At 65.7% G+C, this 12560-nt stretch carries 14 protein-coding genes, 1 tRNA gene and 2 pseudogenes; 10 read left to right on the forward strand and 7 right to left on the reverse strand.

Annotation, left to right across the window (positions count from 1 at the left end; genetic code table 11):
• Positions 1–114 precede the first annotated feature (114 nt).
• The 3 genes from ACU6WZ_RS12935 (at position 115) to ACU6WZ_RS12945 (ending at position 2157) form a co-directional block, all read left to right on the forward strand.
• Positions 115–498 carry a transposase gene (locus ACU6WZ_RS12935; RefSeq protein WP_447028573.1) on the forward strand — a complete coding sequence of 128 codons (384 nt, stop codon included), beginning with the start codon at positions 115–117 and terminating at the stop codon, positions 496–498.
• A 17-nt stretch (positions 499–515) separates the two neighbouring features.
• Positions 516–1523, forward strand: a complete 1008-nt coding sequence (locus tag ACU6WZ_RS12940; protein ID WP_447033474.1) for an IS3 family transposase — start codon at positions 516–518, stop codon at positions 1521–1523.
• 343 nt (positions 1524–1866) lie between these two features.
• Positions 1867–2157, forward strand: a complete 291-nt coding sequence (locus tag ACU6WZ_RS12945) for a response regulator transcription factor (protein ID WP_447034011.1) — start codon at positions 1867–1869, stop codon at positions 2155–2157.
• 158 nt (positions 2158–2315) lie between these two features.
• On the opposite strand, the pseudogene ACU6WZ_RS12950 reads toward ACU6WZ_RS12945, so the two are convergent.
• The 3 genes and pseudogenes from ACU6WZ_RS12950 to dcd all read right to left on the reverse strand — a co-directional run.
• Positions 2316–2435: pseudogene (locus ACU6WZ_RS12950) on the reverse strand (NUDIX hydrolase); the annotation flags it as partial.
• A 187-nt stretch (positions 2436–2622) separates the two neighbouring features.
• Positions 2623–3132 carry a phosphoribosyltransferase gene (locus ACU6WZ_RS12955; RefSeq protein WP_447033475.1) on the reverse strand — a complete coding sequence of 170 codons (510 nt, stop codon included), beginning with the start codon at positions 3130–3132 and terminating at the stop codon, positions 2623–2625.
• An 8-nt stretch (positions 3133–3140) separates the two neighbouring features.
• A complete protein-coding gene (gene dcd, locus ACU6WZ_RS12960; protein WP_447033476.1) occupies positions 3141–3716 on the reverse strand; it encodes a dCTP deaminase in 576 nt (191 codons plus the stop codon).
• Between the two features lie 434 nt (positions 3717–4150).
• Here dcd and ACU6WZ_RS12965 point away from each other — a divergent pair.
• A tRNA-Gly gene (locus tag ACU6WZ_RS12965) sits at positions 4151–4224 on the forward strand.
• Between the two features lie 63 nt (positions 4225–4287).
• Here the strand turns inward: ACU6WZ_RS12965 and ACU6WZ_RS12970 are convergent.
• A pseudogene (locus ACU6WZ_RS12970) lies at positions 4288–4554 on the reverse strand (tyrosine-type recombinase/integrase); the annotation flags it as partial.
• A gap of 267 nt (positions 4555–4821) precedes the next feature.
• Between ACU6WZ_RS12970 and ACU6WZ_RS12975 the strand changes: the two are divergent.
• The 6 genes from ACU6WZ_RS12975 to ACU6WZ_RS13000 all read left to right on the forward strand — a co-directional run bounded on the left by ACU6WZ_RS12975 (position 4822) and on the right by ACU6WZ_RS13000 (position 9751).
• Positions 4822–5466: a hypothetical protein gene (locus ACU6WZ_RS12975; RefSeq protein ID WP_447033478.1), complete on the forward strand. Its 645-nt coding sequence runs from the start codon at positions 4822–4824 to the stop codon at positions 5464–5466.
• Entirely contained in the window at positions 5438–6268 is an 831-nt protein-coding gene (locus tag ACU6WZ_RS12980; RefSeq protein ID WP_447029762.1) for an IS5 family transposase, read from the forward strand. The genes ACU6WZ_RS12975 and ACU6WZ_RS12980 overlap by 29 nt, the downstream gene beginning before the upstream one ends.
• Positions 6265–6705, forward strand: coding sequence for a hypothetical protein (locus ACU6WZ_RS12985; protein ID WP_447033479.1), 441 nt, complete (start codon positions 6265–6267; stop codon positions 6703–6705). The genes ACU6WZ_RS12980 and ACU6WZ_RS12985 overlap by 4 nt, the downstream gene beginning before the upstream one ends.
• Positions 6706–6853: 148 nt before the next feature.
• Positions 6854–7000: a hypothetical protein gene (locus tag ACU6WZ_RS12990; protein ID WP_447033480.1), complete on the forward strand. Its 147-nt coding sequence runs from the start codon at positions 6854–6856 to the stop codon at positions 6998–7000.
• A gap of 83 nt (positions 7001–7083) precedes the next feature.
• Entirely contained in the window at positions 7084–7497 is a 414-nt protein-coding gene (locus tag ACU6WZ_RS12995) for a hypothetical protein (protein WP_447033481.1), read from the forward strand.
• A gap of 1049 nt (positions 7498–8546) precedes the next feature.
• A protein-coding gene (locus ACU6WZ_RS13000; RefSeq protein ID WP_447033482.1) for an IS3 family transposase occupies positions 8547–9751 on the forward strand; the annotation gives its coding sequence in 2 pieces (ribosomal slippage) (positions 8547–8787 and positions 8787–9751; 1206 coding nt in all).
• A gap of 274 nt (positions 9752–10025) precedes the next feature.
• On the opposite strand, the gene ACU6WZ_RS13005 is transcribed toward ACU6WZ_RS13000, so the two are convergent.
• From ACU6WZ_RS13005 to ACU6WZ_RS13015, 3 genes are read right to left on the reverse strand one after another with little or no spacing between them, the layout of a single operon-like run.
• Entirely contained in the window at positions 10026–10973 is a 948-nt protein-coding gene (locus tag ACU6WZ_RS13005) for a LysR family transcriptional regulator (protein WP_447033483.1), read from the reverse strand.
• A gap of 53 nt (positions 10974–11026) precedes the next feature.
• Entirely contained in the window at positions 11027–11614 is a 588-nt protein-coding gene (locus ACU6WZ_RS13010) for a pyridoxamine 5'-phosphate oxidase family protein (protein WP_447033484.1), read from the reverse strand.
• Positions 11615–11616: 2 nt separating this feature from the next.
• Entirely contained in the window at positions 11617–12543 is a 927-nt protein-coding gene (locus ACU6WZ_RS13015) for a fatty acid desaturase family protein (protein ID WP_447033485.1), read from the reverse strand.
• Positions 12544–12560 lie beyond the last annotated feature (17 nt).

Here is a 12560-nt window from a genome sequence, read left to right on the forward strand (position 1 = left end):
CATCAATGTCGTTGCGATGGGCGCCGTCGACCAGGCCCTCTCTGTCAGCCTTGGGTGAGACGTCCCGCTTCGACGGGTTAGCCTTAGAGGGCACCGACAGGAGAACCCCCCTTCATGACCAGCACCAACCCCGCCGGATCCGATCCGGCCCCCAGGCCGAAGCGCCGCTCCTTCAGCCCCGAGTACAAGCTGCGGATCGTGGCCGAGTACGACGCCGCGCCCAAGAACGAGAAGGGTGCGGTCCTGCGCCGCGAGCGCCTGTACCACTCACACGTCACCGAGTGGCGGGCCGCGCGGGACGCCGGGGCCCTGGAGAAGCTGGTCGACAAGCGCACCAGCCCGGCCCGGCCGAAGAAGCCGGCCGCCGAGGCGGAGAACGAGAAACTGCGCCGCCAGGTGGAACGGCTGGAGAAGGAACTGGCCCGGAACAAGGCCGCGCTGGAAGTCATGGGAAAAGCTTCCGCGCTCTTGGAAATGATCTCCGAGAGCGCGGACTGAAGTCTGACGCCGACCCGGTGGGCGACGACGCATTCAGCGGCGTCGAGGCAGAGTTGGGCATCACGGCGGCGTGCCGGCTGACCGGCCGATCGAGGGCCACCCACTACCGCCGGCTGCGGCCCCCACCACCGCGCAGGCCCCGCTCGCCGCAGGTCCAGCCCTCGGCTCTGGCAGTCGAAGAGCGGGCTGCGGTACTGGAGTTGATGAACAGCGACGAGTACGCCGAGCTTGCGCCCGCGCAGATCTGGGCCCGCGAGCTGGATGCCGGGCGCTACCACTGCTCGGTTTCAACGATGTACCGGATCCTGCGCGAAAAGGGGCAGACCGGCGAGCGCCGCCGCCAGGCCACCCACCCGGCAAAGGCGGTGCCCGAGCTGGTCGCCACCGGCCCGTCTCAGGTGTTCACCTGGGACATCACCAAGGCGGCCGGACCGGTCAAGGGCGTCTGGTATCACGCCTACGTGATCATCGACATCTTCAGCCGGTACATCGTCGGCCACACCGTCGAGCGAGCCGAATCGGCGGAGCGGGCCGAGGAGTTGATCCGCGAGACCATCGCACACAACGGGATCGTGCCCGAGACCGTGCACGCCGACCGCGGCACCTCGATGACCTCCAAGAAAGTCTCCCAACTGCTGATCGATCTGGGCGTCACACGGTCGCACTCGAGGCCGAAGGTCTCCAACGACAACCCCTACAGCGAAGCCCACTTCAAGACCACGAAGTACATGGCGGACTACCCCGACCGCTTCGATTCGCTGGCCCATGCCCGCGAGTGGTTCGACGCGTTCATCGCGTATTACAACCATGAGCACCGGCACTCCGGCATCGGCTGGCACACCCCCGCCTCCGTGCACTTCGGCACCGCCGAGGAGGTCCGCGATCAGCGCGCGGTCACCCTCGCCGAGGCATACGCCCGACACCCCGAACGCTTTGGCCGCCGCCCCCGACCACCCCAGATACCCCAAACGGCCTGGATCAACGACCCGGCCAAGCGCAGACAACCGGCACCACAGACCTCATAGCGTCACGGCCGTCTCACTGGACTTGAAATCTTCCGAGGCGCAAATCGTTGCCGGATGCACGCTGGCGCAGGTGATGCTGCTGGCCGGCGACCTACACGATCCGGGGGCCCTGTCCCTCTTGAGTGCTGTTTGCCGGGATCTTCCCAGGACGTCGGTGGTGGTGCTCAGCGAGCACGTCTCTCAAAGCAGCGTATTCGCAGCACTGCACGCCGGAGCGCGCGGCTTACTGAGGAAAAACGTTCCTGCCAGGCAGGTGGTCCAGGCAGTGCGCACAGCCGCAGTAGGGGCCGTGGCGTTGTGTCACGGGGCAGCACAGAGTCTCGGTTCTAGTGATGGCGTCGCCATGACGAAGGTGGCCGTAGACGCCCCGGTGCCTCACGGACTGACTGCTCGGGAGCGGGATGTGCTGCGGCTACTCGGGCGAGGCATGACCAATCGCGGTATCGCCTCGCAGATGATGCTGAGCCCTCATACCGTGAAGGAGCACGTCAGCGTAATCTACTCGAAGTTAGGCGCAAGCAATCGAGTTGATGCCGCCGTACGCGCGTCACGAGCAGGTGTTCTGGACAGTGTTGCGCCACGCCTGACATCCCCCACGTCACAAAGCGAGACGGCTGAAGAGTACGAGACCTGAGGCCGCGTCAAGAGCAGCCTGGCCATCTACAACGGACGCCCCCGATTCCGAGGAGGAGCCGGGGCGTCCGTGCTGGGGGAGACGATCACTCGGGCAGTTCGATGCCCAGGCTGTCGGCCAGATCCCGGAGATCTTCAACGGGAATGGTGGGCGCCTTGGCGAAGCCGGACGACGTGATGTTCCCACCTGTGCCCGTCCGGTTGCTGGACGTCCACCAACCACAGATTCACCCACGGATTCGTGTAGATCTGTCGTTCGCCATGGGTCTTCCACTGCATGAACGCCGCCCCTCTCGCTGGTGCACCCAGCATCCCAGACGGAGCCCGAGAGCTGCGAGCATCTGTCGGCTCTTGGGGATCCGGGGGTAGAGCGCGGCGCGGCGAGCACGCGAGAGGAACGCCCCGCACCGGAAGAAGCCGAGCACGCCGCCTCCGAGTGCGGGAAACCGCAGCTGAGAAGGCTTTCTTACAGAGCCTCGCGCGACGGAGTGACCGGTGTGCCAGACTTACGGCATGGAGGCAAAACAGACCAGGGGAAGTTGATCCACTCGTCGGTGCGCTTCCACACGTACTCGCACTTCACCAGCGAGTGCGACTTCTCGTAAACGACGGCGCTGCGCACCTCGGCCACATGGTCGAGGCAGAAGTCGTGCACGAGCTTCAGTGTCTTGCCGGTGTCGGCGACATCGTCCGTGATCAGGATTTTCTTGTTGCTGAAGTCGATCGCGTCAGGCACCGGCGCCAGCATCACCGGCATCTCCAGTGTGGTCCCGACCCCGGTGTAGAACTCGACGTTCACGAGGTGAATGTTCTTGACGTCGAGGGCGTACGCGAGCCCGCCGGCCACGAAGACCCCACCGCGGGCGATGCTGAGCACGATGTCGGGCTCGTACCCGTCGTCGGCGATGGTCTGCGCGAGCTCGCGCACGGCGACGCCGAACCCCTCGTACGTCAGGTTCTCTCGTACGTCACTCATGCCCGGTATCACACCTGTGTCCGATGGAAATTGAGGAAGGATCGCGAGGCCGTCGGCCCCCGCTGCCCCTGATAACGCGACCCGTACCGCTCGGAGCCGTACGGGAACTCGGTGGGCGAGCTCAGCTGGAACATGCACAGCTGCCCGATCTTCATCCCCGGCCACAGTTTGATCGGAAGCGTCGCGAGATTCGACAGCTCGAGCGTCACATGCCCGGAGAATCCCGGGTCGATGAACCCGGCAGTCGAATGCGTCACCAACCCCAGCCGCCCCAGCGAGCTCTTGCCCTCCAGCCGGGAGGCGAGGTAGTCCGGCAGCGTGATCGTCTCGTACGTCGACGCCAGCACGAACTCCCCGGGGTGCAGGATGAACGCCTCGTCCCCCCCCGGCTCGACCAGCCGCGTCAGATCGGCCTGTTCCACGGCCGGATCGATGTGGGGGTATCGGTGGTTCTCGAACACCCGGAAGTAGCGGTCGAGCCGCACATCGATGCTCGAGGGCTGCACCATGGATTCGTCGTACGGATCAATGCGTACGCGTCCGGCGTCGATCTCGGCCCGGATGTCTTTGTCTGAGAGAAGCACGTCCCGAGGATACGCAGAGCGCGCGGGCCCGCCCCAACCGGACAGCCCCGCGCGCCCCTGCCGCTCCTACTGAACTCCTACCGAAAACCCGCCGAACACCTACCGGCGCGTACCGCTAACGCCGCTCCACCACCACCGGCACCGCCTGCCGCAACCGCGCACACCGCGGACACCGCAACAACCTCCCCGGCCCGATCCGGCTGGGTCCGAGCTGCTGCAACGGAAACGATGCGGTACTGAAAACGTGCCCTTCGGCACAACGGACGACGGTGCGCTCCATCAAGTCCATCAAGTCCCTTCCCCAACGAAGCCTGGACGAGAAGCCACATTAGGGGATGAACAGGGCGCCACCCCGCGCGGCACGGCGAATACCCACAAGAGCGGGAGTTGGGGTAGAGTGTGCGACGATGCGGTGCAGGTCAACGACCCATTACGCGGGTGTAGTTTAATGGTAGAACATGAGCTTCCCAAGCTCAGAGCGCGAGTTCGATTCTCGTCACCCGCTCCAAAGAAAAAGGCCCAGGCCAGGGACATGATCCCCGACCTGGGTCATTGTGTTGTCTAGACCGATTCAGGCGTCGCGCACCACCTGCGCACCACCTGCCCCCTCTTCCGGCTGGTCAGAGGGCTTCTTCCGGGCGGCGCGGACCATCCTGTCCAGCCCGCTCGCGACCTCTTTCTGACGCTCTCGGTCCGAGTGCTGATAGATGAGCGCCGCCCTTTCGGACGACTGTCCGGCCCGAACCATCGTGCCCTTGAGCGTGGCGCCGGACCGCGTCGACAGCGTGTGCCCAGTGTGCCGAAGATCGTAGAATCGGAAGCCGTCCGGCACTCCTAGCCACCGTGGTGGAGCCCGTGGCGGCGAGTCGCTCCGCTTCGACGCGCTCGCACCCTAACGAACATCATGATCGCCCCGACAAGTCCTAAGTGCCCGACTGGCCGTCGTTGCTCACACATAAGCCACACATGCAGTGCAATCCAACGCTCCAGTGTGGCAGTGCAGTTGCACGCCACACACTCATTTTTCATATCTGCACAAGATCATCTAGGGTGGGCCTCAGCGCGACACCTAACGGAGGATCACACCACTTTGAAGCTGACCAGAATGATCACTGCCCTCGCCCTCGGCGCGGCTCTCGGCCTCAGCGCCACCGCCACCGCCACCGCTGACACCGGCAGCACTGCTACTCCCCGCGCCACCGAAAACGCGGGCCCTGCGGACAAGGCCGACCGCGCCCGCGATGCCAAGGCACGCAAGGGCCCCGTCATCGCCACCTACAAGGGCAAGAAGATCGACCTGGCCAACGGTTGGGGCACCGCAAAGGTCTGCTCCGAATACCCCGACCTCACCGTGAAGTGCTTCGACAACGACACACAGGCCCAGGCCGACATGGCTGCCCACGCCAAGAAGGACCCCCGCGCCCTGCCGAAGGCCCCCAAGGGTCGCTCCGCCATGCTGACGGCCAAGGCCCCGGCAGCGAAGGCCCCAGCAGCCAAGGCCCCGATGGCCAGTAGCGTCGAGGCGGCCGCCGTCATGGCCTGCTCCTACGGCTGGGTGTGCGTCGGCGAACACCAAGACATGGGGGGCCGCAAGCTTCAGTGGTCCGCAGACGGCACTAAGAGTGCGGTTCGCACTGTAATGCCGGGTTTGGTGTCGCTCGATGGGGTGGCGTTGGGGCATCTCTGCCGGTCAGGCGTTCGAGGTTCGCTTGGGTGGCGGGATGAGTGGTCGCAATCCGTACCCGAGTGATCTCACCGACGAGCAGTGGAAGTTGATCGAGCCCGTGATCAGCGCCTGGAAGGCCGAGCACCCCTCGGCCACCGGCCATCAGGGCAAATACGCGATGCGGGAGATCGTCAACACGATCCTCTACCAGAACCGCACCGGCTGTCAGTGGGAGTACCTGCCGCACGATCTGCCGCCGAAGAGTGCGACGTACTACTACTTCGCCGCCTGGCGTGACGACGGCACCGACCAGAGCGTTCACGACCTCCTGCGCTGGCAGCTGCGCGAGAGCCGGAAGCGATTAGCCGACCCGAGTCTGGTGGTCCTGGACACCCAGAGCATCCACGCGGCCGTCGGCGTCCCGGCCGACACGACGGGCAAGGACGCTTCGAAAAAGGTGCCGGGCAGGAAGAGATGCCTGGCCGTGGACGTGTTGGGCCTCGTCGTCGAGGCCGCCGCCCTGCCGGCGTCCGCGCACGACAACGCTGCCGGCATCGCCCTGCTGAACGGTGTGGCCGCGCAGACCGACACGGTGCGCAAGGCCCTGGTCGACCAGGGCTTCAAGAAGAGCGTCGTCGACCACGGCAAGACTCTCGGCATCGATGTCGAGATCGTCGAGCGCAACCCGGCCGAGAAGGGCTTCGTCCCGCAGGCCAAGCGGTGGATCGTGGAACAGACGAACGGGATCTTGATGTTCTACCGCCGTCTCGTGCGTGACTACGAACACCGGCTCGCCTCCTCCCGCTCGCGGGTGTTCTGGGCGATGACGTCGGTCATGGCCCGCCGCCTCACCGGCATCACCCTCCCCTCCTGGAGGGGCGCGTGAGTGAGATCCTCCAGGTCGAGGCCGTACTGGCCTACGTCGAGGTCCGGATGAGCGAAGTCTCCGAGCAGGCCGGACGGCTCCGGGACCAGATCGCCGAACTCACCGCCCGCCTCTGCGAGTTCGACACCGAGAGCGAGAATCTGCAGATCACCCGCAAGACCCTCCTCAGCCTCCCCGCACCGGCACCGGCACCGGCACCGGCACCGGTCGACGATCCACCCCGCGCCGAGGTGCCGGAACACCCCGCCTACCAGCAGATCCTCACGGTCCTCGCCGACACCGGCCATCCGATGCGGGCCCGCGACATCTGCGAGGCCCTCGACCTTCCGATCCTGCCGAAGAACACCGAGGGCATCCGCTCCAAGCTGAAACGCCTGGTAACCCGCGGTATCCTCACCGAGCCCGAGCCCGGCTTGTTCACCCAGCCCCGCCCCTGAGCACCAGCCCACCCCACCGAGCAGGGCACCTCACCCAGACCTCATCGCGAATCGGGCATCACGGCGCGAACCGCACTCTAAGACCCTCGGACAGTACGACTTCCGAGACAAGACCACCTCGACTTGCAACAACGACGAGATCGGCGGGATGGGCATAGTCGACTACCGCGACAACATGGTCGACCCCGAGCTCATCACCGCCCTCGGCTCCTGCAACTCGAGCCTCCACGACGACGACTACCCCGGTTGGGGCACCGGCTCTTGGAACGACCGCGCCGACGCCGTTTGGCTGTGATCTGACCACCCCCACAGCGCTGCCCCCGCACCGGCTACTACGGTGCGGGGGCATACCCATACGCCGCACACCACGGAGGCCCCATGCGTGCACGCATCACACTCCTCGCCGTCGCTGCCGGTCTGCTGCTGACCACCGCCTGCACCAGCGAACCCACTCCCGACGTCTCCGTCCCCGCCACCCTCCCGTCGCAGCCCCCCGGCGACGAGTCCGCCAACCAGGACGAAGCCAAGCGGTTCACCGATGCCGCCGCAGCAGACGGAGCACCCCTGGCTCTGAACGTCACCCACATCATCGATGCCGTCGACGGTGACCGGCCGTACACCTATCTCGTCACCACCGCCGAAGACACCCCAAGCACGAAGGACGTCTCAGCACTCATCGATGACTGGGCCGCATGGCCCGACAAGGGCACCGAGCCCGCCATGGTCGGCATCTACAACGCTGACGGCACCCGTATCGGCTCCGCAAGTATCGACCCCGCAGCAAAGACGTGAACGGTCCTCGCGGCTGACCCCCATGCCCGGCAGACCCACGTGCTGGCCTTTCGTGAAGGCCCCGCCATCCAGCGGGGTCTTTTTCCATGAGCTTCACACCGAGAGCACGAACGCAACACGGACTGAGAAGATAGGTCAGTGGCCCATATCGGGGAACGCGCAAGGGCCTTCCGGGGTACCTAGCATCCATCTACGGTACCGATCACGATTCGTGCAGTGGTGTTCGATGTTGCTGAGTCGGCGCCTTCCTCCCATCGTCTCCCCCGCACCACCTTCGCACCACGTACTACGGACAACCACGGTAATCAGCAGTGCCAACGTCCACGGATCAGATTGCGGGCCACGCGGTATCCGTGCAGCTCAACGAGCGCTACGGCTAGATCTTCCTCAGGATTCCCAAGCTCAGAGCGCGAGTTCGATTCTCGTCACCCGCTCCATACAAGAGCCCCAGGCCAGCGGCCCGGGGCTTCATTATTGCCCAGGCCAGTTCGCCTTACGGGTCGTCGAATCGCCCTTTACCTTCCTCTCAGATGGGGCACGCGAAGGGCACAGTTCCTTGTGCGTAGAGGGGATAGATTTCATCGGGTACCCGCTTTCCGGCCCATGACCTGCTCTGCAGCGATCCGCCCCGGCGGCGGGGCTGACGAGGCGCCCTGAGCCTGGTGCGCCCCTCACTCGGAGCTGTTCGGGCAGACGGTCCCGGCACCTCAGGACTGACCGGCGAGCGAGGCCGTCAGCCGGGGCTCCAGCTTCACGGCCGAGCAGTGTCCTTGCGATCGGCCGCCCCGCGCAGCTCACGCAACTGCCCGGAGATCCGCTCGGCCAAGCCGATCTCCGTACTGTGCCGGACCCGCTCCCAGGTCAGTTCGAGGCTGGTGACGTCCCCGGCGACCGCACCTGCGTCCCCGGCGGTGGCCGTCCAGCTTCAACTGGCTTGCCCACAGGTCCATCCGGTCCGCCTCGACGGTGGCGAGTGGTTCTGAGGTGACCCCCGTGGTGTGGACACACCTAACAATGGATCTTGATGGTCCAGGAAGGTGTAGATCCACATGGCAAGGCCCTCGAAGTACAGTGCGGAGTTCCGGTCCGACGCGATCGCGTTGTGGCGGGCATCGGCGGGAAGGCGGACGTTCAGGGACGTCGCGGCCGATCTGAACGTCAACCCCGAGACGCTGCGGACCTGGGTGCGTGACGCCGACGACGGTCCGGCCGCCTCCGGCGGGTCGCAGGACACCGAGGCCGAGCTGGCCCTGCTGCGCGCGGAGAACGCCAGGCTGGCCAAGGCGGAGAAGGAATGGCAGCTCGAGCGGGAGATCCTGCGACGGGCAGCCGCCTATTTTGCCCGGGAGATGAAGTGAAGACTGCCGCTTGGGACTTCATCTCCGCCCACGCCGAGATGTTCGGCATCAAGCGGATATGCCGGGTACTGGAAGTCTCCCGCTCGGGCTACTACCGGTGGATCGCCGGCGCCCAGACGCGGGCCGTCCGGCAGGCCACCGAGGATGCCCTGGTCGAGGAGATCCGCGAGATCCATGCCGAACACCGCGGGAACTATGGCGCGCTCCGAGTCCATGCCGAACTGCGCGGTTTCGGCCACATTGTCAACCGCAAGCGGGTGGCCAGGCTGATGCGCAAGCACGGCATCACCGGCCGCCACCTGCGGAAGAAGAAGCGCACCACGGTCCCTGACCGGCTCGCGCCGCCGGTGGCGGACCTGGTTCAGCGGGACTTCACCGCTGTCACTCTGGACGAGAAGTGGTGCGGCGACATCACATACGTGCAGGTCGGAGCCGCGTGGCTCTATCTCGCCTGCGTCATCGACATCCGCTCGCGCCGGGTGCTCGGCTACTCGATGGCCCCGCACATGCGGGCCGGGCTCGTCATCGACGCGCTCCAGGCCGCGGTCGCAGCCCGCGGCGGTGACGTCACCGGGGTGATCTTCCACGCGGACCGCGGATCGCAATATACGTCGGCCGCGTTCGCGCAGGTCTGTGACCGGCACGGCATCCGCAGGAGCATGGGAAGGGTCGGCTCGAGCTATGACAACGCCCTGGCCGAGAGCTTCTGGCAGGGACTGAAGCGAGAAGCAATGCACGGGAAGCTGCTCGTGACGATGCGACAGGCCAGGCTGGAGATCTTCCAGTGGCTCACCTACTACAACGCCTGCCGACGCCACAGCGCGCTCGACTACCTCTCTCCAATGGAGTTCGAACAGCAGCACCACAGGACAGCTAAACTCTCACTCGCAGCATGAACCCCTGTGTCCACACTCCGGGGGTCACCTCATACTCGTCCGAGTACCGCTTCGTGTACTTGCTTCCCACCTGGCACTACTTCCTCTGGAACCACTCAGATCCCAGTCTCCAGGTGTCCACGATCAAGGGGAAGCTTCACCAACCGGTTCGACAGCCCCCGGAACACATCGCCTGGTCGGAACGTGTGAAGCAGCGGGGATCCATACGCGGCCCACACGTCGGGCAGACCGTGCCTCTTCCGGAACGATGGGCGGCCATTAGGTCCAGCGCCGCTCAGCCCGCAATGGCCGGCAGCCTGTCCCGCACCTGCTCTGTCAACGTCGCGGCGGCGCAGGCCAGTTCGGCACGTACCGCAGGTAGCCACCGCGAGCCTGCCGACTCCACCGACTCCAGTACCACCACGGTGCGCTCCAGCAGTTCAGCTCTCCGCACTTGAACGACTCGTACGTCTCCGCGTTCCCATTCGACGGAGGTCACTGGAACCAGAGCGACGGCTTGCGTTGCGCAGGCCATGCGCTGCACTAGCGACCAGTCGTCCGATCGTCCAGTCACCCGGGGCCTGATGCCCAGCCGGGCAAGGTGCCGACCGACCATGAGGTCGCAGGCCGAACCGCGCCGCGGCAGCACCCATGGCACGTCTGAGTAGCTACGAATGGACGACGGCGAGTCCCTGGTCGCCTCGAACGCCCGCGGGAGGACCAGCGCGAACGGCTCCCGCCACAGTTCTCGGACGGTCAGGCGTGGATCCAGCGACTGATCCGCATCGAGTATCTCGCCGAGCGTGACCACGATGTCCAACTCGGCATGTTCCACTTGGCTGGCCGCCCCGCGCGGATCCACTTCAAGCAGTTCCACCTGGAACTGGCCCTGCCCGCGCAGCCGTTCCGCGGCCGGCAATACGCAACCGGTCAGCGCAGAGGGGAAGGCGCCGATTCTCACTGTACGGCGAGGCGCCTGTGTTCCCCCGCTCTTGATGTTGACCAAGCCGCGTTCCCACAGGCTTGTGATCTTCTCTGCGAGCTCCGCCACAGCTTCACCTTCCTCGGTCAACCGGCCTCCCCGGCCGCTGCGTTCGAAGAGCGGAACACCGTATTCCTCGCCGAGCCCCTTGATGCGCTGGGACACGGATGAGGGCGCCAGGTGCATGGCCTGCGCCACCGCATGCACCGAACCGAGCCGCCGTAGTTCCTGCAGCGTTCGTAGAACTGAAATATTGGTCATATGGCAACCGGCCCCCATCACCGCGTGGGGGCTGACAGTAACATCAGAGCAGGTCAGGCACGGTGTCGCAGGAGCCTGTCGTACTCGGGCTTACGCTTCCAGTCCGGATCCGGAGGCCGGTGTCCGGGCCGGGGGCAGTGCTCGGAGTGCGTACCTGATGCCCGGTCGTGCATATAACGAGGACAGTTCTCGAAGACCTCCCTGATCCGCACCCGCAAGACCGCTTCTGCTCCGGTGTGCGGGGCCAGAGACACAGGATCGGTCAGCAGCTCGCAGTCACCGTTGGCCCGCAGCTTCGCCGGCAGCTCAGGCAACAGGAAAAGCATGCCTATCGCGGGCGCGGCCAGGGCATTGCCCAAGGTCCGGTACATACCGTTGCCGTCGTAGCTGGGGATCTCCAGCGTGCTGGGGTCGGCTACCCGGACGAAGCCGGGTAGCCCTCCTTTGTACGAGCACTCCGGGCGGCCCGACGGATCCACCGTGGCCAGATAGACCGCATCGGCCGAACGGACCCACCCGATGTGCTCGTCGCTCAGCCGGTCCTCGACATACCGCTCGGCGATGTGCGTCGCCAGCGGCTCGGTGCCCAACTGCCGCTGCAGCCGTCGACTTCCCTCGTGGTAAAAGGCGTCGGCTTCCACGCTCACACTGCCTCGGTTTTGGAGGAGCGCATTTCCTTCACCACCGACCAGTAGAAGGTCGGGTAGCTGCGCAGCACATAGGCGCCGCGACGCTGCACCTCACCATGGCGCTCACGCAGCCGGTTGATCGGTACGGTCATCGCGGCGTGGTGCTCGACATGGAAGTTGTTGCCGTTCGTGAACCAGGAACTGAGCCGGCTACCTTGGATCGAGCGGGTATTGCGCAGCACATCCCGGCTCTCGGTCTCGCACAGCAGATGCTCCGGCAGCTCCACCAGGAAGTGCATCGGCAAGGCTGCAAGCAACGGCAGCACCCACAGCTTCAGTACGATGTCCTGCTCGCCCAGGGCGCACAGCACGACGGCAAGGGCCACCAGAGCCCCCAGTAGCCGGTACTCGCCGACCACGGCTTGCTTCGCCTTCGGTGCGATCTGCCCGTCCGCGTATTCCCAGGTGCCCCGCACCGCATGCCACATCTCCAAGCCCGTACGCCCCAGGCGCACCACGTCGAAGAGCCCGCGCAGCATGCTCTTCCAGGTGACGCCCTGCCGAGTGTCGAAACCGAAGAACTCGGTGTCCTCCGGCGTCCCGAGATAGCGGTGGTGTTGCAGGTGCCGTACGCGGTAGTGCGAGTACGACACGAGCAACGGCGCGCCCCGGGCCACCCCCACCCAGCGGTGTGGCCCGGGGCGGCGGAACGCCGAGTGGTGCAGACATTGGTGCTGGAGTTCGACCGCGTGAGTGTAGGCCGCCCCCAGCAGCAGCACACCGGCCGCCACTGCGGGCCAGAAGTCCCACAGAGCGAGCACCATGCCGACCGCTATGATCGCGGCACACAGAGCCAGTTTGGCGATGAACACCCGTTCGTCACGGATGGTCACCCGGCCCCGTCTGAACAGCGGATCGGTCTCACTGCCGGTCCGCTCCATCGCGGGAGTCGCCATCG

The organism is Streptomyces hypolithicus, from assembly GCF_052934925.1.